The 21728-nt window shown below is 63.5% G+C and carries 17 protein-coding genes; 9 read left to right on the forward strand and 8 right to left on the reverse strand.

Annotated elements, in window-relative coordinates:
• Positions 1–17 precede the first annotated feature (17 nt).
• Positions 18–2729: a nitrate/nitrite transporter gene (locus tag KUW00_RS08955; RefSeq protein WP_108133053.1), complete on the reverse strand. Its 2712-nt coding sequence runs from the start codon at positions 2727–2729 to the stop codon at positions 18–20.
• 249 nt (positions 2730–2978) lie between these two features.
• Here KUW00_RS08955 and KUW00_RS08960 point away from each other — a divergent pair, with 249 nt between their 5' ends.
• On the forward strand, positions 2979–4820 hold the full coding sequence (locus tag KUW00_RS08960) for a histidine kinase (RefSeq protein ID WP_222568866.1): 1842 nt from the start codon (positions 2979–2981) through the stop codon (positions 4818–4820).
• A gap of 92 nt (positions 4821–4912) precedes the next feature.
• Positions 4913–5557, forward strand: a complete 645-nt coding sequence (gene narL, locus KUW00_RS08965; RefSeq protein ID WP_108133055.1) for a two-component system response regulator NarL — start codon at positions 4913–4915, stop codon at positions 5555–5557.
• Positions 5558–5895: 338 nt separating this feature from the next.
• Here the strand turns inward: narL and KUW00_RS08970 are convergent, their stop codons facing one another.
• Genes KUW00_RS08970 through phhA form a run of 3 tightly spaced genes read right to left on the reverse strand, consistent with a single transcriptional unit; the run spans position 5896 to position 8388 of the window.
• The gene (locus KUW00_RS08970; RefSeq protein WP_222568867.1) at positions 5896–7086 is read right to left on the reverse strand and encodes an aromatic amino acid transaminase; all 1191 of its coding nucleotides are present in this window, start codon (positions 7084–7086) and stop codon (positions 5896–5898) included.
• 1 nt (position 7087) lies between these two features.
• A complete protein-coding gene (locus KUW00_RS08975; protein ID WP_045994020.1) occupies positions 7088–7438 on the reverse strand; it encodes a 4a-hydroxytetrahydrobiopterin dehydratase in 351 nt (116 codons plus the stop codon).
• Positions 7439–7476: 38 nt separating this feature from the next.
• A complete protein-coding gene (gene phhA, locus KUW00_RS08980; RefSeq protein ID WP_222568868.1) occupies positions 7477–8388 on the reverse strand; it encodes a phenylalanine 4-monooxygenase in 912 nt (303 codons plus the stop codon).
• A 284-nt stretch (positions 8389–8672) separates the two neighbouring features.
• On the opposite strand from phhA, the gene KUW00_RS08985 reads away from it, so the two are divergent.
• Entirely contained in the window at positions 8673–10235 is a 1563-nt protein-coding gene (locus tag KUW00_RS08985) for a sigma-54-dependent transcriptional regulator (protein ID WP_045994019.1), read from the forward strand.
• Between the two features lie 113 nt (positions 10236–10348).
• On the opposite strand, the gene KUW00_RS08990 is transcribed toward KUW00_RS08985, so the two are convergent.
• From KUW00_RS08990 to cfa, 3 genes are all read right to left on the reverse strand, one after another.
• Positions 10349–12307 carry an ATP-dependent DNA helicase RecQ gene (locus KUW00_RS08990; protein ID WP_222568869.1) on the reverse strand — a complete coding sequence of 653 codons (1959 nt, stop codon included), beginning with the start codon at positions 12305–12307 and terminating at the stop codon, positions 10349–10351.
• A 106-nt stretch (positions 12308–12413) separates the two neighbouring features.
• Positions 12414–13346 (reverse strand): GGDEF domain-containing protein, encoded by a 933-nt coding sequence (locus KUW00_RS08995; protein WP_213227121.1) that lies wholly within the window; start codon positions 13344–13346, stop codon positions 12414–12416.
• Between the two features lie 332 nt (positions 13347–13678).
• A complete protein-coding gene (gene cfa, locus KUW00_RS09000) occupies positions 13679–14845 on the reverse strand; it encodes a cyclopropane fatty acyl phospholipid synthase (protein WP_222568870.1) in 1167 nt (388 codons plus the stop codon).
• A 215-nt stretch (positions 14846–15060) separates the two neighbouring features.
• Between cfa and KUW00_RS09005 the strand changes: the two genes are divergently transcribed.
• Positions 15061–15363 (forward strand): MTH1187 family thiamine-binding protein, encoded by a 303-nt coding sequence (locus tag KUW00_RS09005; protein ID WP_222516539.1) that lies wholly within the window; start codon positions 15061–15063, stop codon positions 15361–15363.
• Between the two features lie 91 nt (positions 15364–15454).
• Here the strand turns inward: KUW00_RS09005 and KUW00_RS09010 are convergent, their stop codons facing one another.
• Positions 15455–16345 (reverse strand): LysR family transcriptional regulator ArgP, encoded by an 891-nt coding sequence (locus KUW00_RS09010; protein WP_222568871.1) that lies wholly within the window; start codon positions 16343–16345, stop codon positions 15455–15457.
• Between the two features lie 153 nt (positions 16346–16498).
• On the opposite strand from KUW00_RS09010, the gene KUW00_RS09015 reads away from it, so the two are divergent.
• The 5 genes from KUW00_RS09015 to KUW00_RS09035 all read left to right on the forward strand — a co-directional run bounded on the left by KUW00_RS09015 (position 16499) and on the right by KUW00_RS09035 (position 21669).
• Positions 16499–17104: a LysE/ArgO family amino acid transporter gene (locus KUW00_RS09015; protein ID WP_108133064.1), complete on the forward strand. Its 606-nt coding sequence runs from the start codon at positions 16499–16501 to the stop codon at positions 17102–17104.
• 216 nt (positions 17105–17320) lie between these two features.
• Positions 17321–18409: a 4-hydroxyphenylpyruvate dioxygenase gene (hppD, locus tag KUW00_RS09020; RefSeq protein ID WP_213227115.1), complete on the forward strand. Its 1089-nt coding sequence runs from the start codon at positions 17321–17323 to the stop codon at positions 18407–18409.
• 236 nt (positions 18410–18645) lie between these two features.
• Positions 18646–20112, forward strand: coding sequence for a sodium-dependent transporter (locus KUW00_RS09025; protein ID WP_045994012.1), 1467 nt, complete (start codon positions 18646–18648; stop codon positions 20110–20112).
• Between the two features lie 214 nt (positions 20113–20326).
• Entirely contained in the window at positions 20327–21169 is an 843-nt protein-coding gene (gene cobA / locus KUW00_RS09030; RefSeq protein WP_108448812.1) for a uroporphyrinogen-III C-methyltransferase, read from the forward strand.
• Positions 21170–21348: 179 nt separating this feature from the next.
• Positions 21349–21669 carry a septal ring lytic transglycosylase RlpA family protein gene (locus KUW00_RS09035; protein WP_409360217.1) on the forward strand — a complete coding sequence of 107 codons (321 nt, stop codon included), beginning with the start codon at positions 21349–21351 and terminating at the stop codon, positions 21667–21669.
• The last annotated feature ends 59 nt before the right edge of the window (positions 21670–21728 follow it).

Raw genomic sequence — 21728 nt, forward strand, 5'->3', positions numbered from 1 at the left:
CGGTCTTGATGGGAACGTCAGTGCTGGGTCTGAGCCGCACCGGCGCTTGGCTTGCGGGTGGGACCCGCATCCAGGTTCAGTTCGATCTCCGCGCCCTTGCGGCTGTAGTAGAACCAGGTCAGGGCGGTGCAGAACACGTAGAACACGATGAAGCCGATCAGTGCCGCCTCGGCGCCGCCGGTCAGCGAGATCGAGGTACCGAAGGACTTCGGAATCAGGAAGGCGCCGTAGGCGGCGATGGCCGAGGTGAAGCCGATGGTGGCAGCGGATTCGCGCTCGGCGTGGACCAGCTGCTCGGCGGCGGTCAGGTTCGGCATCAGCCGCGGCACTTCCTTGCGGAAGATCGACGGGATCATCTGGAAGGTGCTGGCATTGCCGACGCCGGTGGCGAAGAACAGCAGCATGAAGGAGGCGAAGAAGCCGTAGAAGGCGATCGACATGTCCTTGTTCATCAGGAAGAACAACACGCCGATCACGCCGCCGATCATGGTCAGGAAGGTCCAGAAGGTGACCCGGGCACCACCGAAGCGGTCGGCCAGTCCACCGGTCCAGGCACGGCTCAGGGCGCCGACGAACGGGCCGAGGAAGGCGTACTGGAGGGCATCGATGGCCGGGAACTGGGTCTTGGTCAACAGCGGGAAGCCGGCGGAGAAGCCGATGAAGCTGCCAAAGGTGCCGGTATAGAGGATGCACATCAGCCAGTTGTGCTTGCGCTTGAAGATGACCGACTGCTCCTTGAAGGAGGACTTGGCGCTGGCGATGTCGTTCATGCCGAACCAGGCGGCAACGGTGGCGATGGCGATGAACGGCACCCACACGAAGCCGGCGTTCTGCAGCCACAGAAGATCAGTGTCGGACATCGGCTGGCCACTGCCGGTGAACATCACGAAGCTGCCGGTGGAGATGACCACGGGCACCAGGAACTGCATCACCGACACGCCGAGGTTGCCGAGGCCGGCGTTCATGGCCAGGGCCTTGCCCTTCTCACGCTTGGGATAGAAGAAGGCGATGTTGGCCATGGAGGACGCAAAGTTGCCGCCACCGAAACCACACAGCAGGGCGATGATCGCCATCACCAGGTAGGGCGTTTCGGGATTCTGGACGGCGAAGCCGATCCACAGAGCAGGCAGCAGCAGCGAGGCGGTGGAAATCGCGGTGAAGCGACGGCCGCCGAAGATCGGCACGGTAAAGCTGTAGAAGATCCGCAGAGTGGCACCGGAAAGACCCGGCAGGGCCGCCAGCCAGAACAGCTGGTTCGGGGTGTACTCGAAGCCTACCTGGGGCAGCTTGGCCACGACCATGGACCACACCATCCAGATGCAGAAGGCCAGCAGCAGACAGGGGATGGAGATCCACAGGTTACGCGTGGCGATCTTGCGACCGGTGGACTGCCAGAAGGACTCGTCCTCGGGGCGCCAGTCCTCGAGCACGAAACGGCTCGGGGTGGACAGCTCGGGCAGGTCGGTGGACTCGCAGCGATCGCGGGCCTCGATACGCTCGGCCTTGCGGATGGCGAAGTGCATCCACATGAGCGCGGCGGCAACCACGACGAACATCAGCATGAAGCAGCTCTGCCAGATGCCGATGACATCGTTGAGCATGCCGAAGGTCAGCGGCAGGAAGAAGCCGCCGAGGCCACCGACCATGCCGACGGCGCCACCGACCAGGCCGACGCTCTTGGGATAGTAGACCGGGATGTGCTTGTACACGGCGGCCTTGCCCAGCGACATGAAGAAGCCCAGCACCATGGTCAACAGGATGAAGCCGACCAGCGGCATGGCGAAGGTGAACTCGACCGGACCACGGACGCCATCGACGACGTACTGGGTGGGCGGATAGCTCAGCAGGAAGGTGCAGATGACCGAGGCCAGGAAGGTCCAGTACATCACGCGACGGGCGCCGTAGCGGTCGGACATCCAGCCGCCGAGGATACGGAACAGCGAGGCCGGGATGGTGTATAGCGCCGCCACGATACCCGCCGCGGAGAGGCTCAGACCGTAGACCTCGATCAGGTAGTGGGGCAGCCAAAGGGCGAGGGCGACGAAGCCACCGAAGACGAAGAAGTAGTAGAGCGAGAAGCGCCACACGCGCAGGTCGGCCAGGGGCGCGAACTGCTCGGACAACGGCAGACGTACGGCATTGCGCGACTGATTCTGGGGGTCTTCCTTGGCCAGCAGGATAAAGGCCACGCCCATGATCGCCATGATGGTGGCGTAGACCAGGGCGGTGCTTTTCCAGCCCATGGCCATCAGCAGAAAGGGCGCGCCGAAGTTGGTGACGGCGGCACCGACGTTACCGGCCCCGAAGATGCCCAGCGCCGTACCCTGGCGTTCCTTCTCGAACCAGGCCGAGGTGTAGGCCACGCCGACGATGAAGGAGCCACCGGCAAGGCCGATACCCAGTGCGCCGACCAACAGCATCACGTAGCTGTTGGCGAAGGTCAGCAGGTAGACACAGGTAGCGGTGACCAGCATGAGCAGGCCGAAGACCCAGCGGCCCCCGAAGCGGTCAGTCAGTACACCGAGAAAGAGTCGGCTGATCGAACCCGTCAGCACGGGAGTGGCCATCAGCAGGCCAAGTTGGGTGTCGGAGAGCGCGAAGTCCTCCTTGATCTGGATACCGAGAATCGAGAACAGGGTCCAGACGGCGAAGCAGAGAGTGAAGGCGAGTGTGGATAGGCCTAGCGCTCTGTTCTGCTGACGCCGGGGTACGGTGTCATGTTGGAGCATGTGCTTTCCTCTTTAGGGGTGCCGGTTCGGCCCCTAAACCTTGCTACAATTTATCTGTATGGCACTTGATTGTGGTCAAGAGAATTGCGTGCTATATCCAGCGCATTTGCTTAATTACCTCCATGGAGGTATCCGGGTGTTTTTGAGGTGATCGTCACGTATTATCTGCCCTCTCAGATGGATGCGACATTCCGGAAACTTCTAGATGATGAAACCCTTGATCTGGGTCAAAAAGGGAAGGTGTGGTAGATGAACGGCGCCTTTTACCTGCGCCGATCACTGATGCTGCGCATGCTGGTCGCCATGGCGGCGATATCCTGTCTGGCCCTGGTCAGCCTGCTGGGCTCCATCGTCATCGCAAAGAGCGCGGGAGGTTACGCCGACGCCATCAACCAGGCGGGCTCGCTGCGAATGCAGGCCTATCGACTGCTGGCGACGTCGGAGTTGCTGCCGGCGGATCACCCCAGGCGACGCTGGCAGCACGAACAGATGGAGGCCACGCTGGCTGCCGGGGCGATCATCGCGCTGATTCCGGTGGACGCCGATGATCCGCTCAGAGAGGCCTACGACAGGGTGGTGGAGTGCTGGCACGAAACCCTGCGTCCCAACACGGTGGATTTCGAAGGTGGTGACGTCTTTCGGCTGGATGATAAGGTCGCCGAGTTCGTCGACAAGGTCGATATTTTGGTGGGAAGGCTTCAAGAATATGCCGAGTCAAAGGTCGTATTTCTTGAGGTTTTTCAGGGGGTATCACTCGCCGTTCTCGTGATATTTATGGTGATGGTTGTCTATCGAATAGTCTGCGGTGTCATGCCGCCATTTCGTGACCTTATTCGCGTTGTAAATGGCGTGATGGTCGGTGACTTTTCGGGGAGAACCATCTACCGAGGTAACGACGAGTTAGGCTTGTTATCCAGAACAATCAACAAGATGAATGCCAGCCTGTCGGAAATGTACGGTCAGCTGGAAAAGCGTGTCGCGGCGAAGACCCATGAACTGAAGCGCAGCAATGATGCGTTGCGTATGCTTTATCTGACCGCGCGGCGTCTCAATGGGGTCACTCCGCTGACCCGGGAAGAGCTCGAGGAAGTGCTGCGCCAGCTTGAGGCGGTGACCGACGAAGGCCCCTTCGAGCTGCGCCTGTCCATGGGAGGCAATGGCAAGGATATTGTCAGACTCAGCTCTCGCCCCGGCGCGGAAAGCGCTTTCGTTCAGGCACCATCGCGCGGGCGTGAAATATCAGACAAGGCGGCTGCCGGGCTGTATGCCAACGGCAATGAATACGCGGTCAGGGTGCGCGAAGCGGGTCGGGATTTTGGCGAGTTGCGTGTCCATCAGCCTCCCGGCCATATGCTTGCCCAGTGGAAGATCGAGCTGGTGGAGACGGTGGCCGGGCTGATTGCCGCGGCCTTGTCGCTGTCCGAGAAAGCCGACGAACAGCGTCGTCTGGCGCTGATGGATGAGCGCGCGGTGATTGCGCGAGAGCTTCACGACTCGCTGGCGCAGTCGCTGTCCTACCTGAAGATCCAGGTCACCCGTCTACAGATGCAGCTCGATCAGCAACGCCACGAGCAGGTGGCGCAGGTGGTCGCGGAACTCCGGCACGGTCTCAATTCGTCCTACCGCCAGCTCAGGGAGCTGCTCAACACCTTTCGTCTGCGCATCCATGAGTCGGGTCTGGAAGCGGCGTTGGAGGAAACGGTGCTGGAGTACTCCAAGCGGGGTGACTTCGAGCTGACCCTGAAAGGCCAGTGGAGCGGGCTGTCGCTGACCCCCAACGAGGAAATTCATGTGCTGCAGATCGTGCGCGAGTCGCTGTCCAACGTGGCCCGCCATGCACGTGCTCGGCACTGCACCATCAGCCTCGCCGTCGACGACACGGGGCACTATCAACTTTCGGTCACGGACGACGGTGTAGGCATCGGACCGCAATCCGATCCATCCATGTCCCACGGGATGGCGATCATGGAGGAGCGGGCACGAAGCCTGAGTGGAAAGCTCACGGTCAGGGGCATCAAGCCCTGCGGCACCGTGGTGACCGTCCGCTTTCTGCCGCGTCTGTTGGCGCAGTTACCTGTGGCGTCCGAGTGATGGGCTTTCACGGGCGCGAGGTCGCGACGACGTGGCCTGCTGAACGTGTTGCCCGGCAGCGGGTCGGGTGAAACCACTCTGGAGATAGCACTATGAGCATGCTTCGATTGATGATCGTGGACGATCACCCCCTGTTCCGGCGTGGGGTGCGTCAACTGGTGGACATGGATCCTGGTCTGGTGGTGGTCGGTGAAGCCTCGGATGGCGCCGAGGCGGTGCGCAAGGCCGTCGATCTGCAACCCAACCTGATCCTGCTCGACCTCAACATGCAGCCCATCGACGGCATCGAGGTGCTCCGGCGGATGCGTGACGCCCGGGTCAAGAGCCGCATCGTGATCCTGACCGTGTCCGACTCCGACGACGACGTGGTGCGCGCGCTCAAGGAAGGCGCCGATGGCTATCTGCTCAAGGACATGGACCCCGAGGAGGTGCTGCGGCTGATTCGCGAGGCTGCCCAGGGTCAGGTGGTGCTGGGGCCACAGATGGCGTCGCTGCTGGCCAGCGTGGTCAAGGGCGAGCTGCCGGCAGGGGGCGACGACGGCATGTCGTGCCTGACCGCTCGGGAGCGGGACATCCTGCGGACCCTGGCTCGCGGCCTGTCCAACAAGATGATCGCCCGTGAGCTGGACATCGCCGAGGGCACCGTCAAGGTCCACGTCAAGCATCTGTTCAAGAAGCTGGATCTTCGCTCACGGGTGGAAGCAGCGGTGTGGGCCACCAAGCATGGCCTGGGCTAGGGCTTGTCTGAAAAGTGCCTGCGCTCGGTAATACGGCGTTAAAAATCGTCTGGTGCGCCAGCCCGGTCAAAATGCTCATTTACACCCCGTAAACTGCGCTTTCTCACCGATTTTTGCCTTGTCTAACCTTCGCTCGTCGACTTTTCGGACTGCGCCTAGGGCTTTTGCGAAACCTGCCTACGCTCGTCGACTTTTCGGACAGAGCCGATGGCTTGCAGAAACAGGCTTGCAGGAATGGTGGTTGCGCTCGGTGGCGCCGGGAAGTTCGTCCGGATACGACAACGCCCGGGACAGGCCCGGGCGTCGTTTGCTGGCTGGCACAGCCCGCTGGCAGGGCGTCAGTCGTTGACGGCGGCCACCGCCTTGGCCAGGTACGGCAGGTTCTCCTGGGAGAAGCCGGCGACGTTGGCGCGGCCCGAGCGCACCATGTAGATGCCGTACTCGTCGCGCAGGCGGTCCACCTGTTCCGGCGTCAGGCCGGTGTAGGAGAACATGCCACGCTGCTCGGCGATGTGGGCGTACTTCTGGTCCAGCCCGTAGGGCTTCAAGGCCTCGACGAAGTCACGACGCAGGGTGTTGATGCGATCGCGCATTTCGGTGAGTTCCTCGCGCCACACCGCGGCGAGTTCCGCCGAGTTGAGGATCTCCGCCACGATGCTGCCGCCGTGGGCCGGCGGGTTGGAGTAGTTCTCACGGGCGACGATGGCGATCTGCGAGCGGACGTTCTCCATCTCCTCGCTGTTCTTCGCCACCACGATCAGGGCGCCGGTACGCTCGTTGTAGATGCCGAAGTTCTTCGAGCAGGAGCTGGTGATCAGCACGTTGTCGAGATTCTCGGCCAGCAGGCGAACGGCGTAGGCGTCCTCGTCCAGGCCCTCGGCGAAGCCCTGGTAGGCGAAGTCGACCAGCGGCAGCAGGTCGCGCTGCTGGATCACTTCAAGCACCTGTTGCCACTGCTGGTGGTTCAGGTCGAAGCCGGTGGGGTTGTGGCAGCAGGCGTGCAGCACCACCACGTCGCCCAGGGGGATCTGCTTGAGGGCTTCCAGCATGCCGTCGAAGTCGAGACGGTTGTCGGCGTCGACGTAGGGATACTTGTGCAGTTCGATGCCGGCGGCGGTGAAGATGCCGTGGTGGTTCGGCCAGGTCGGGTCGCTGACCCAGATGCCCTTGCCAGGCAGTTGGGTCGCGACGAAGTCCGCCGCCAGGCGCAGGGCGCCGGTACCACCGGGGGACTGGGTAACGCTGGCGCGGCCGGCCTCGAGCACGGGGGAGTCCTGGCCCAGCACCATCGGCAGCACCACGGCACCGTACTGGGCGGCGCCGTGTGAGCCGATGTAGGTCTTGGTGGTCTCGTTGTTGAGCAGCAGGGCTTCGGCCTCCTTGACCGCACGCATCACCGGAGTGTTGCCCTTTGCATCGCGGTAGACGCCGACGCCAAGATCGACCTTCTGGGGATTGGTGTCCTTCTTGAAGGCCTCGATGAGCCCGAGGATGGCATCCCCGGGAACCCGCTCAATCTTCTCGAACATTTTAGCTTGCTACCTCGTCGGTTCTGGCCGCTAGGATGAAATCGTTCTTGTGCAGGCCCTTCATCTCGTGGGACCACCAGGTCACGGTGACCTTGCCCCACTCGGTCAACAGGGCCGGGTGATGGCCGGCTTCCTCGGCGATCTCGCCGACGCTGTTGGTAAAGGCAAGGGCCTGCCGAAAGTTGCGGAACTTGTAGCTCCGCTCCAGTTGCATGATGCCATCGCGCTCGACGATCCGCCACTCGGGGATCTGCGCGTGCCACTGTTCGATCTCGTCCTCGGTGGCGTGGGGGGCGTCCCAGCTGCAGGCTTCGCAGGACTGCTCGGTGAGGGTCTGGGTGGTGTCGTTCATGCTGTCTCCTGGTGGTGTCGGTGAGGGAGTGTGGATGTTCAGGCGTGTTCGCTGCGTCGGTCGTTGTCGGCACCGTCGTGGGCGGATGGGCCGGTCTCGCCGTTCTCGCCGGGCGTTGGCTTGGGCTTGGCCGTTGAATTGGGCTTGGGCGGAAAGCGCGGTTCGAATAACCCCAGCGCCTTGGCTTCCTCGACCAGTGCCATCAGGTCGCGCCGGGACAGTTCCTGAAGCCTGTCGAGGCTGTCCAGAACGTAGTAAAGGGGCTGCAGGATGTCGATGCGGTAGGGGGTGCGCAGGGCGTCGAGGGCGTCGAAGGGCGCATGTGCAGGGGTATCGGACAGGGCGTGCAGGGTCTCCTTGGGCGAGGAGATGATACCGCCACCATAGATGCGCCGGCCTTGCGGGGTGTCCACCAGGCCGAATTCCACGGTCATCCAGTAGAGCCTGGCCAGGTAGACCCGGTCCTTGGGTTCGGCGGCAAGGCCGATGCGGCCGTAGGTAGCGGTGAACTCGGCGAAGGCCTCGTTGGTCAGCATCGGGCAGTGGCCGAAGATCTCGTGGAAGATGTCCGGTTCCTTGAGGTAGTCCAGCTCCTCGGGGGTACGGATGAAGGTCGCCACGGGAAAACGACGGTTGGCCAGCAGTTGAAAGAAGGTGTCGAAGGGAATCAGCGCCGGTACCTGGGCGGTCTGCCAGCCGGTGGCTTGCTGTAGCACCCGATCGACGTCGCCCAGTTGCGGAATACGATCGCTGGGCAGGCCGAGGCGCTCGAGGCCGTCCAGATACTGCTGGCATACGCGCCCTTCGATCAACGTCAGCTGGCGTTCCATCAGCGTCTGCCAGGTTCGGTTCTCGACCTCGCTCCAATGGATGATGCCGTCGGCATCCGGCTCACGGGCCTGATAGGCGGTGCCCTTGGTGGACGGGGTGGACGAAGAAGGTGCGTGCATGGTGTCTCCCGGCGATTGTCGACTGTTGTGGTATCGAGACTGAGTCGAGTCTAGGCATGGGGGCTTTCGTCTCGCAGCCGTGCATCGGGGGGATAGGCACCAGAAGGCGGCCCTTTTCTGTCAGGAAGTCTTTACAGCAGGTGCTCGAGATGGTGTCTATCGACCAAAGATGCAGGACGCGCTCCTCTGTCTTCGATAGGCTGTAACGAAATCTTGACATACGAGTCAGACCAGCCTGACGGAAACTTCAGATGGTGTGACCCTTTTGCGGAGCCGTTCCCTTCATGCGCCTGAGAGTTCACTGCCAGAATCGTGTCGGCATCCTTCGCGACATAGTGGCCCTGCTGGCCGACTATGGGGTCAACGTGGCCCGGGGCGAGGTGGGCGGAGAGCACGGCAACGCCATCTATCTGCACGTGCCGCAACTGTTGCACGCCCAGCTGGCGACGCTGAAGCCCAGTCTCGAGCAGGTGTCCGGCGTATTCGGGGTGCGCCGGGTCAGCCTGATGCCCAGCGAGCGCCACCAGCTCGAGCTGGAGGCGCTGCTGTCGTCACTCTCCGACCCGGTGATGTCCATCGACATGGAGGGGCACCTGGTGGCGGCCAACCGGGCGGCGAGCCAGTTGCTCGGCGTGCGCGTCGACGAGGTGCCCGGGCTGTCGCTGAATCGCTACCTGCCGGAGCTCGACCTGCCGGAAGTGATTCGTCGCAACAATGCTCGGGTCAATGGCCTCAGGATCCGGCTCAAGGACGCCACCTACCTGGCCGATATCGCGCCGCTGCATCGCGAACACCACGACGACGTGGCCTCGCTGGCCGGGGCTGTGGTCACGCTGCATAGCGCCGATCGTATCGGCGAGCGTATCTATCAGGTGCAGCGCCAGGAGATGCGCGGCTTCGAGGCGATGTTCGCGGCCAGCCCCCGACTCGCCTCCCTGATCCACGAGGCGCGGCGCATGGCGCCGCTGGACGCGCCGCTGTTGATCTTTGGCGAGACCGGCACCGGCAAGGAGGTGCTGGCGCGGGCCTGTCACCTGGCCAGCCAGCGCGGTCAGGCGCCGTTCATGGCGCTGAACTGCGCCGGCCTGCCGGAGTCCATGGCCGAGACCGAACTGTTTGGCTATGCCCCGGGCGCCTTCGATGGCGCTCGCCCCGAGGGCAAGCTGGGTCTGCTGGAGCTGACCGCCGGTGGCACCATCTTCCTCGATGAGGTCGGCGAAATGAGTCCGCGGCTGCAGGCCAAGCTGTTGCGCTTTCTGCAGGACGGTGGCTTTCGCCGGGTCGGCGCCGATGACGAGACCTACCTGGACGTGCGGGTGATCTGTGCCACACAGCAGGATCTGCTGGCCCTGTGCGGCCAGGGGCTGTTTCGTCAGGACCTCTATCATCGCCTCAACGTGCTGTCGTTGAGCGTTCCGCCGCTGAGGGATTGTCTGGATGGCATCGAGGCCCTGGCCGGGCACTTTGTCGACCGAGCCGCGCGCCAGATCGGCTGCGCGCTGCCTGCGCTTTCCCCCGCGGCACTGGCGCGCATGGCCAGCTATCACTGGCCCGGCAATGTGCGGCAACTCGAGAACGTGCTGTTCCAGGCGGTGTCGCTGTGCGAGACCGGGCTCATCGAGCCGGCCCATCTGCGGCTGCCGGCCTCGGGGGCGCCGGCGGGTCTTGCCGGTATCGACCTGGACGGCTCGCTCAACGACATCCTGGGCGAGGTTGAGCGGCGCGTATTGGCCTCGCTGTACCCCCAGCATCCGTCCAGTCGCCAGTTGGCACGCCGCCTTGGCGTATCCCACACCACCATCGCCAACAAGCTGAACCGGTATGGCATCACCGGCAGCGAAGGCTGACGGTGAGTGTGAGAGTGAAAGTGAGACTGAGGGGGCTCGAGGCACCGACGAGGCATCGAGGCCCACTGCTCGCGGTCGAATAGCTGGCGTTCGAATAGCTCGCGGTCGCAAGGCTAGCCTTCGAATAGTGGTGCGAGGGCTTGCCTGACGTCGGTATAGCGGGCGCTTTCCTGGCTGGCGAATCCCGGCAGGCGTCGCGCCTTGGCCTGGCTCAGGCGCGGGCTGATGACGCCGCACAGGAAGCGGGTAGCAAGCTCAAGGTCCAGCGGCTTGCCTGGCTCGACACTTTCCAGTGCCTGTGCCAGGCCCGTTAGCCAGGCTCGCAGTTCGCCCTCGTCCGGGAGCGCCGGAGTCGGGGCGGGCGGCAGGCTGGCGGTCTCGCCGCGACAGGCCGAACAGTGACCGCAGCGCTCAGGGGCATTGGGGTCACCGAACCAGTTGGCGAGTCGCGCGCTGATGCAGTCGTCGGCTTCGAACAGCGCCAGCATGGCGTCGAGTCGCTCGAGTTCGACCCCCGCGCGCTCGACGAACTGCTGATGCAGCTCGGGGGCCAGCCGTCCGGGGTCCACTGCCGTGAGTTTGTGGTAGACCTCGGTCATCTGCTTGCTTTCCAGGCGCATCAGCCCCTGTTCCGCCAGGTAGTCGAGCGCCTTGAGCACCCGCGGGCGGGAGGTGTCGAGGCCGCGTTCCTGGCCCAGCTGGTCGAGGCGTTCGAAGTCCAGCCGATACCAGGTACGGGCCTTGTGCGAGGCATCGAGCAGTGCGCCGAGAAAGGCGCCGCGCTCGCCGGGGAAGCGGGCGAGCAGGGCGTCGGGTTCGATCGCCAGGCTGAAGCGATACTCGGCGAAGTAGCTGTGGCTGGCGCGCACCACGCCGGCCAGTTCCAGCTTGACCAGCAGCGTCTTCAGCGGCAGCTCGCGGATGTCCGAGAGGCGTGACAGGGCGTTGAGCGACAGCTCCCAGCTATCGGAGGCATCCGCCAGGTCGGTCAATACCGCCTCGATGCCCGACAGCGGTGGTACGTCACCATGGATAAAGTTCTCGAGCACTGGCAGGTGTTCACGTCCGGCCAGCATCAGGCACTCCGACGGCTTGCCGTCGCGCCCGGCGCGTCCGATCTCCTGGCTGTAGTTCTCGATGGACTTGGGCAGGTCGAAGTGCACCACCTGGCGAATATCGGCCTTGTCGATGCCCATGCCGAAGGCAATGGTGGCGACGATGCCGGGCAGGCGTCCGCTCATGAAGTCCGCCTGCAGTCGCTGGCGGGTCTCACTGTCGAGCCCGGCGTGGTAGGCGGCGACCTCGAGCCCGGCGGCCTTGAGGTAGGCCGCCAGGCGCTCGGCGCTTTGCTGCAGGGTGACGTAGACGATGGTGCCGCCGTTGCCGAGTCTTGGCGCCAGCCAACTGGCCAGATGGCGAGCCCTGTTGTCGGCGGGCAGCGGGGAGACGGCAAGGTCCAGATTGGCGCGGTAGAAGCCGGTGGTGATGACATCGTCAGGCGCGATATCGAAGCCTCGACGCATGTCATCGATGACCTTGGGCGTGGCGGTGGCGGTCAGCAGCAGCACCTGGTCGATGCCGAACTCCCGGCGATAGTCGGGCAGTTTCTGGTAGTCCGGGCGAAAGTTATGTCCCCATTCCGACAGGCAGTGGGCCTCGTCGATCACCATCAACGAGACCCGCACGTCGCGCAGAAAGGCGCGAAAGCGTTCATTGCGCAGGCGCTCGACCGATACCATCAGGACCTTGAGCTGGCCGTTGCGGGCCGCTGCCATGACCTCCCGAGCCTGATCGCGATCCTGACTCGAATCGATGCTGGCGGCGGCGATACCGCGCGAGGTCAGCGTCGCCAGCTGGTCCTGCATCAGCGCCAGTAGAGGAGACACCACCAGGGTGAGGTGCGGCAGGTGCAATGCCGGCAGCTGATAGCACAGCGACTTGCCCGAGCCGGTCGGGAAGATCGCCGCTGCGCTGCGGCCTTCTGCGATGGCGTTGATGGTCTCCCGCTGTCCTGGCCTGAAGTGGCGGTGGCCGAAGACGTTCTCGAGGGTCTGGTCGATGGTGGTGGACATGCTGGCTCCCTGATGGCGGGCCCTGTGACAGCGGCAGGATCGGGGGCAAGGGTACCCAAAACAGTCACCGGCATGAAGCGACGACGTGCCAGCTCCGGTGGCGGTGTCAGGATGATCCCTGGGGCAACCAGCGCTGGATCACGCGATCGCGGCCCTGCTGCTTGGCTTCCATCAGGTTGGTGTGGACCTGCTGCATCAGTTGCGCGCTGCTCAAGCCGCGAACAAAGTCAGAGACACCGATACTGACGGTGACCTTGTGGCGACCGATGCCGAAGTCCTGACGAGAGATGCTCTCGCGCAGGCGCTCCGCCAGCTCGCGCGCTCTGCCAGCGGGTGTCATCGGCAGCAGCAGGGCGAATTCGTCGCTGCCCATGCGTGCCAGCATGTCCTCCTGGCGCAACTGGCTGGATGCCAGGGCGGCGATCTGACAGAGCACCCGATCACCGAGTCCGCGCCCCCAGGTGTCGTTGATCAGGGCAAAGTGGTCCAGGTCGATCAGCAACAGCGATAGCGGCGTGCCATGGCGGTTGGACATGGAGGCGATCTTGTCGATGTGTCCCATCATCGAACGTCGGTTGGTCAGCCCGGTGAGTTCGTCGGTGCCGGACAGGTAGCGAAGACGTTGCTCTTCGGCGACCTGATCCTCGATGTCCACCAGCAGGCCGTGCCACAGGATGCCTTCGTCCGAGCGCTCCGGCAGTGCCTCCAGCGAATACCAGTGCGGGGTGAGTTCGCCGATCGGCAGGCGCAGTCGCGTGGATACCGGCGACAGCCAGTGCGCAGAGTGTTCGATGGCCCGGATGAATTCACCGTAGGCGTCACCCAGCAGATCGCCGAGCCGCTGACGCACGTCGTTGATCGACAGCAGTGGCTCAAGGCGAGCCGTCATCGGGTCTTCACCGGTCAGGGCGGGAAGCTGCAGGCGGCCGCGAGCGTCTCGCTTCAGGGTGAACAGCACCCCCGGGACACGCTTGAGGCAGGCAAGACTCGCGCTTTCATTGCAGGTCGGGGAGGGTGACGGCGGGTCACGATCTTCCATAGCAGGCAGTCCTTGGCCACGGGATGGCGGGTCAACCCGAGGTATCGGGCCTTTACCACCATCTTAAAGGCAGGGCATTGCGGGTATATCAGTCCAAGGGACTAAGAAATATCAGACAAAACTCTGCATTTGTGGATTGCGCCATAGGAAGGAAAGGCTTGAACGTTCTCGCCAGGCCGCTGATAGCGGGCGTTGTGGCCGTGCAGCCGGGAGTTGATCGATCGGCAGACATCGGCGTGAGGGCTTGATCAAGGATATGCCGCAGCGAGAGTGACTAGGCAGGTTCCCGTCATGATTCACCGAAAGCGCGCGCATTTCCGGCAACTTCGCGGTCACCGGGGTGCGTCATAGCGAAGCTCTCGCCCCCTGGAAAAGACTACCTGCCACAGTTGCAAGTAGCGGGCACGGAAGGCTCCGGCACAGATCGCCAGGTAGTAGCGCAGCATCCGATAGGTGCGTTCATTGCAGTGCCGTGTGTTGTAGTGACGTGCAATGTCATGCCAGCAGGCGTCAAGGTTGGCCAGCCACGCCAGCAGGGTGGGATCGTAGTCGGAGCCGAAGTTCTGCCAGTCTTCCACCATCAACATCTCCTCGCTGTGCTGGCAGATCTGGCGGGCGGACGGCAACACGCCGTTGGGAAAGATGTAGCGATGGATCCAGGGGTCTGCGGTGATGCGAGAAGTATTGGAGCCAATGGTATGCAGCAGGAAGAGCCCGTCATCCGGCAGCAGGTCGGCCACCGTCCGAAAGAAGGTCGTGTAGTTGCGCTGTCCTACGTGTTCGAACATGCCGATCGAGGCGATCCGGTCGTACTGGCCTTGCAGGTCGCGGTAGTCGGCCAACTGGATATTGACGGGCAAGCCCTGGCAGCGCTCTCTGGCCAGTGCCACCTGCTCCCGGGAAATGGTGATACCGGTCACGCTGACGCCGTAGTGACGTGCGGCGTGCTGGGCCAGGCTGCCCCAGCCGCAGCCGATGTCGAGAAGGTGCATGCCTGGGCGCAGCGCCAGCTTTCGACAGACCAGGTCGAGCTTGGCGAGCTGGGCCTGATGCAGCGTCGTTGCCCGGCGCCAGTAGCCACAGGAGTAGCACATGGTGTCGTCCAGCATATACCGAAACAGGTCGTTGCCGAGGTCGTAGTGAACCTCGCCGACCTGATAGGCTCGGGCGCGACTCTGGAGGTTGAAGAAGCCCGCCTGCAGGCGATAGAAGAGGTGGCTTGTGGCGCTACGCGAGCGTTGGCCCAGACCGTGGCGCAGTAGCCGATGGGCAAGCTGGTCGATACGCCGCGCCTCCCACCAGCCATCCATGTAGGCTTCCCCGAGCCCCAGCGTGCCCTGGTGCAGGATGCGGGCGAACAGATCGGGATGATAGATTTGGATATCGTGGGGTTCAGGTCCGTTGAGGCGAATGCCCGAGCCCTCGAGCAACTGCTCGATGATCCGCCGAGGGCGATTGTTCGGCAGTGCGATGGGATGGGGGCGGGCGTCGCTGGTCATGTGGCCTCCTGGTGTCCGTGCAGGCGGCATGTCCGGGGAAACGAGAAGCGGGCAGGAGAGTCGCCCGCTCCGAAGTGAGGCCAGGACCGCCACCTCGGCAGGGGCCTGAATCACCTTCGGCTATCTTTATTGTTGCAAAACAGCATAGTTCAGCTGGCATGCCTTTCCAGCGAAGAACGCGGGCGGGTTGGCACAGAATCAAGGAGGCTTAAGTTATGCACGTTATCGTCGATCTTTGCGTGGTCCCCCTGGGTGTGGGCGTTTCGGTCTCCGACCACGTGGCCGCTTGCCAGCGGGAGATCCAGGCGTCCGGTCTCAGCCACCAGATGCACGCCTATGGCACCAATATCGAAGGCCCCTGGGATGAGGTCATGGCGGTGGTCAAGCGCTGCCATGAGGTGGTGCACGAGATGGGGGCGCCACGCATCACCACCACCTTGAAACTCGGTACCCGGACCGACCGCGATCAGACCATGGCAGACAAGGTCGAGAGCGTGGCACGACGCCTGGGTGACTGACGGCTCACTTCGAGAGCGCATTTCACCGCCTGCCCCGTCCTCGCGACGCTGATCGCTGCATGAGACGGGGCGCGTACCTTGCCGGGCCCAGTCAGTCCGCAGGTGGCAACAGATGGTGACCGGCCTGGTCGGCCAGGTGGCGGCCGAGTCGCTCCAGCGGCTCGCCGCCGTGGCGCCAGTAGTGCCAGTACAGCGGTACGTCCAGATGCCAGCCCGGCACAACGTCCTCAAGCTCCCCCGTCGAGAGCTCCCGATACGCCTGGATTTCGGGAATGAGCCCGAAGCCGAGGCCCGCGTGGGCCAGGCGCAGAAATCCCTCGACGCTGGCGCAGCGGTGGTGCGGGAAGGGGCCGTTGACGCCATGGGCCGCCATGAAGCGGTGTTGCAGTTGATCGTTGGGCCCGAAGATGATGGCCGGCGCCTGGGCTAGAGAACCGGCGTCCGCGCCCTGGGGGCAGTGTCGGGCCATGAAGTCGGGACTCGCCAGTGCGCGGTAGCGCATCACGCCCAGGGCGATGACCCTGGCGCCCTGGACCGGCATGTCGCTGGCGCACAGGCACGCAGCCACTTCGCCCAGGCGCATGCGTTCAAGTCCGACCTCCTGATCCTCGATGACCAGAGCCAGGGTAATCGCCTGATGCTTGAGGTAGCCGGCGATGGCGCCCGGCCACCAGGTGGCGAGGCTATCGGCATTGATGGCGATACGTAGCTGACGGTGGCCCAGTGCCAGCTGCGGTGCATCCTGGATCAACTCGCCCTCCAGCAGTTGTACCTGCTGGACGTGGTTCAACAGCCGTTGACCCAGTTCGGTCGGTGTCGGCGGGGAGCCCCTCACCAGCACCGGCTGTCCCAGGCGAGCCTCCAGCAGCTTGATGCGCTGGGATACCGCCGATTGGGTCAGCCCCAGCGCGCGGGCCGCGCGCTCGAAGCCCTGGTGGGTCAGCACGGCGGCCAGTGCATCGAGCAGTTTGTAGTCCAGCATGGGCGTCTATCTATGTCCTTGAGTATAAGAAATGGTAATGAGGCAGTGGGAGAAGTGATTTCTCTTATTTACCAGCTTGCCCTAGTCTCTGCCACATCCAGCAGCGCGCAACATCGGCGCAGCGTCGACAATCATCGTGAGGAAGGACAGACCATGTGGCTTTCACTGATCCAGGGCGTGGGCACCGGAGCGGGACTGATCATCGCCATCGGCGCGCAGAACGCCTTTGTGTTGTCCAAGGGACTGAGGCGACAACACGTCTGGTGGGTGGCGGGGATCTGCGCCCTGTGCGATGCCGTGCTGATCGGCCTGGGGGTGATGGGTCTCGGCGCCCTGATCGCCCAGAGCGAAGGGGCCATGCTGTTGGCGCGCTACGGCGGCGCCGCCTTTCTTGCCTGGCAGGCCTGGCTGGCCATTGGTCGGGTTCGACGGCCCAGGGGCATGGACGTTGCATCGTCTGCCTCCAGTGCCAGCCTTGCCCAGGTGGTGCTGGCGACCCTGGCGGTGACGCTGCTCAACCCCCAGGTCTATCTGGACACCCTGGTGATGCTGGGCGCCATCGGTTCGCTGCAAGAGAGCCCGGTGGGATTCTACGTGGGGGCGACCATTGCTTCCTTTGTCTGGTTCTTCGGCCTGGTAAGCGCCGCCGGCGCCCTGGCACCGCGGCTGAAGAGCCCGAGGGCATGGCAGTGGGTGGATGGGATCATCGCCGTGATCATGCTGCTGGTGGCGTGGCAGTTGGTGACGCTGACGCTGTAAAGGTCGCAGCGAGAGGCAGCCTGTCATGCCAGCGTGACGTCGTGTAAGGATTTCGTGACGCCTGGGGTGCAGAGCGCACACGGGGTGTCACGCCAGCGCTACAGCTGGCCGATGCCAGGGCGTGTGCGCTACCACCTCATGCCGCTCCGGGGGGATGGGGGGCGCGTGTCGAGGAGCCTAGGATGGGGAGTGACAATCACAATGACGGAGGCCCACATGACCGCAGTCGCTCCCATCGATACCCACAACCCCATCGGCACCAATGGCTTCGAGTTCGTCGAATACAGCGCCCCGGATCAGGCTGGCATCGACGCCCTGCGCGAGCTGTTTCTCGCCATGGGGTTTACCGAGACGCGCCGCCACCGCTCGAAGCGGGTCACCCTGTTTCAGCAGGAGGGGGTGAACTTTGTGCTCAACGCGGAACCCGGCAGTCACGCCGCCAGGTTCGCCGAGATTCACGGTCCGGGCGCCTGCGCCATGGCGTGGAAGGTAGCGGATGCTCGTCAGGCACTGTCCTACGCCATCGATCAGGGCGCCCGTCAGGTCGATAACCCTGTCGGTGCTGGCGAGGTCGGCATTCCGGCGGTGGAGGGTATTGGTGGTTCGTTGCTGTATTTCGTCGATGATCGGGTCGACGAACAGGGACGTACCATCTACGACATCGACTTCGAGCCCATCGCCGGCACCTCGGCTCAGGACAACAGCGTTGGTCTCAAGGTGCTGGATCACCTGACCCACAACGTGGCGCGGGGTCAGATGGATCCCTGGGCCGACTTCTATACCCGTATCGCCAACTTCCGTGAGAATCGCTATTTCGACATCGAGGGCAAGAAGACCGGGCTGCATTCCCGCGCCATGACCGCACCCTGCGGCAAGATGCATATCCCGATCAACGAGTCCGCCGACGACAACTCCCAGATCGCCGAGTTTATCCGCGAGTACAACGGCGAGGGTATCCAGCACCTGGCCATGGCCACCGACGACATCTACGCTACGGTGCGCGCGCTGAAGGCCAACGGCATTCGCTTCCTGTCCACCCCCGACACCTACTACGAGAAGGTCGATGTGCGGGTGCCCAACCACGAAGAGCGGGTCGAGGATCTGCGTGAGTTGAGCCTGCTGATCGATGGCGGTCCGGATCAGGGGGTGCTGCTGCAGATCTTCACCGAGACCGTGATCGGTCCGATCTTCTTCGAGATCATCCAGCGCAAGGGTAACGACGGCTTCGGCGAGGGCAACTTCAAGGCGCTGTTCGAATCCATCGAGGAAGATCAGATTCGCCGCGGTGTCCTCGACGCCGACTGACGTCGGTCGGCTACAGCCGCTGTCGTCACTGGCGTCTTGTCGGCCAGGTGAGCGGCAGCGGATCCTTCGCCAGGTAGGCCCTTGGCCGCGACTTTGCGTCGTCGGCCTGCCCAATCACAACAAAATCCGTCACAATGGCGCGCTGGATGCCCTGGGTCTGTGCTGTTTCAGGCTGTTTTCAGGGCGCCACCGCCATGGTGGACAAACAAAAGTGCGCAAGCGATCTCTGGTGAGTCATGACAACCAATGAACCCTCTCGCACCCAGTGGCTAGGCCGCTGGGGCTTCGTTCTGGCCGCGACCGGCTCCGCTGTGGGCCTGGGCAATATCTGGAAATTTCCGTACATGACCGGAGAGTACGGCGGCGGCGCCTTCGTGCTGGTCTACCTGGTCTGTATCCTGTCGGTCGGTGTACCCATCATGATGACCGAGATCGCCCTGGGGCGGCGTGGTCGGGGCAGCCCTATCGACGCCATTCGCCGGGTGGTCAAGGAATCCGGAGGCAGTTCGCTGTGGTCGCTGTTCGGCTGGATGGCGATGCTCTGCGGCTTTTTGATCCTGAGTTTCTACGTGGTGGTCGCCGGCTGGTCCTTCGCCTACCTGTGGAAGATGATCTCCGGCGGACTGGTCGGTTCCAGCGTCGATGACATGGCGGCCATCTTCGGCGCCAACAATGCCAACCCCTTCAGCCTCGGCGGCTGGAGCACCCTGGTGACCGTGGCCACCATGGTGATCGTCGGCAAGGGGGTGCAGCAGGGCATCGAGAAGAGCGTCGGCTGGATGATGCCGGGCATGGTGATCATGCTGCTGATCATGATCGTCTACGGCATGTTCTCCGGTGGCTTCGGCCAGGCCGTCCACTTCCTGTTCGACTTCAAGGCTTCCAGCCTGTCAAGCGAAGGCATGCTGGCCGCCATGGGCCATGCCTTCTTTACCTTGTCACTGGCCTCCGGGGCCATCCTCACTTACGGCAGCTACCTGCCGAGACGTGCTTCCATCGGTCGTACCACCCTGACAGTCGCGGTGGCCGATACCCTGGTGGCGCTGATGGCGGGGCTGGCGATCTTCCCGGTGATCTTCGCCAACGGCATGGAGCCCAACAGCGGCCCCGGCCTGATCTTCATGAGCCTGCCGCTGGCGTTCCAGGCGATGCCGATGGGCACGCTGTTTGGCATCCTGTTCTTCATCATGCTGTCGATGGCGGCGCTGACCTCCTCGATCTCGATGGTCGAGGCCACGGTGTCCTGGCTCAACGACAACAAGGGCATCAGCCGCAAGGCGGCCGCCTGGGGCACCGGCATCGTGCTGTGGCTGATGAGCACCCTGGCGATGCTGTCGTTCAATATCGGTGCCGACTGGACACTGGCCGGCAAGCACTTCTTCGATTGGCTCGACTTCCTCACCTCGCGTCTGATGATGCCGCTGGGCGGACTCGGCATGGCGCTGCTGGCCGGTTTCTTCCTCAAGAGCGAAGCGGTACGCGATGAGCTGGACCTGCCGGCGGGCATGCACGCCCTGTGGCTGTTCATGGTGCGCTACGTCAGTCCCCTGGGCATCCTGGTGATCTTCGTCGATGCGCTGGGCATCGTCGCTGTGGATTTCGCCGCCCACTGGCTGTGGCTGGCACTGATCCTGGTCGTGATGACCGGTCTCGGTGAAACCCTCAGCCCGAGGCTGCGGCGGACGCTGAGCGCCAAGGGGTAAGACAGTCACCCCACTGACCCTGCCAAAGCCGCCAGAGCGCCGCTTTCCCCGTCGGGGAAGGCGGCGCTCTGGTGTGGGGTGACGACGCCTTGCAGCAGCAATGAAGTGTGTTTTTGGTAATAACGAAGTGGACGTTTAATTCCGGCATGGCATAATGATGCCCGTTGTCATCACCCGCGGTCATCGCCCGTTGTTCACTCTGGAGTCCACCGTCATGAGCCCTTCCCAGTTGCCTGCCCACAGTGGCTTTCCGGCCGGTAGCGTGAGTCTCGTCGGTGCCGGTCCCGGCGATCCTGAGCTTCTGACCCTGCGTGCCTGGCGGCGACTGTGCGAGGCCGAGGTGGTGCTGCACGATCGACTGGTCAGTGAGGAAATCCTGGCGCTGGTGCCGGCATCGGCGGATCGCTACTACGTCGGCAAGGCTCGCTCCGATCACAGCCTGCCCCAGGAGGACATCAACCGCTCGCTGGTCGACTGGGCCCGTCAGGGCAAGCGTGTGGTCAGGCTCAAGGGGGGCGACCCTTTCATCTTCGGTCGTGGCGGTGAGGAGCTTGAGACCCTGGTGGCCGAAGGCGTTCAGGTGGAAGTGGTGCCGGGCATCACCGCGGCTTCCGGCTGCAGCGCCTACGCCGGCATTCCTTTGACCCATCGTGATCATGCCCAGTCGGTGCGCTTTATCACCGGGCACTTGAAGGAGGGGGGGTGCGAACTCGACTGGCGGGCGCTGGCAAGCCCTGGTCAGACGCTGGTGTTCTACATGGGGCTTGGCAGTCTCGACTACATCAGCCAGGGCCTGATCGGCGAGGGACTGAGTCCGGACACCCCGGTGGCGCTGGTCGAGCAGGGAACTACCCAGCGCCAGCGCGTCCATCTATCCAACTTGGCTAATTTGCCGAAGTTGAATGATCGGGATATCATTCGACCGCCCACCTTGATCATCGTCGGCAGCGTGGTATCGCTGCACGAGCAACTGGCCTGGTTCGATCATGCGCAAGCGGGGAGTCGTGGGTGGATGCACGGCAAGCATCCGTCACCCCGAGAACGTTCTTCGGATTGAACGTGCGCCATCGCTGGAGACTTCGCACCAGGCTCTGAATCCCCGCGTCTCGCGGGTTACCTGAGGTGAAGATGATGTTGTCCATTTCTCTGCGTCGTATGTTGTCCGGTCGATCGACCATGGCCGCCTGGGCGGCTGCCGTTGTTCTGGCCATGGCGTCGCTTGCGAGCGCGCCGGCAATGGCCCGTGACGACGGAGAGGTTGCTTCCCAGCGCGGCCAGGCTTCCTACTACAGTGATCGCTTCCAGGGGCGTCGAACCGCCAGCGGCGAGTCCTTCGACCAGCAGGCGCTGACCGCCGCCCATCGCAGTCTGCCCTTCGGTACCAAGGTGCTGGTCACCCGTCGTGATACCGGCCAGAGCGTCGAGGTCGAGATCAATGACCGCGGCCCCTTCGTCCAGGGACGGGTCATCGACCTGTCCAAGCGTGCCGCCCGCGAGCTAGGCATGCTCAAGCGCGGCACCGCGCCGGTCCTTCTGACCTACCTGCCCGGAGCTTGACCCGGGGCACCAACAGGGGCCACAAGCATCGGTACGTCGAAACGAAGATGTGCGATCGC

The sequence above is a fragment of the Halomonas sp. DP5N14-9 genome, assembly GCF_019802175.1.
In the GTDB taxonomy this organism is placed as follows: domain Bacteria; phylum Pseudomonadota; class Gammaproteobacteria; order Pseudomonadales; family Halomonadaceae; genus Halomonas; species Halomonas litopenaei.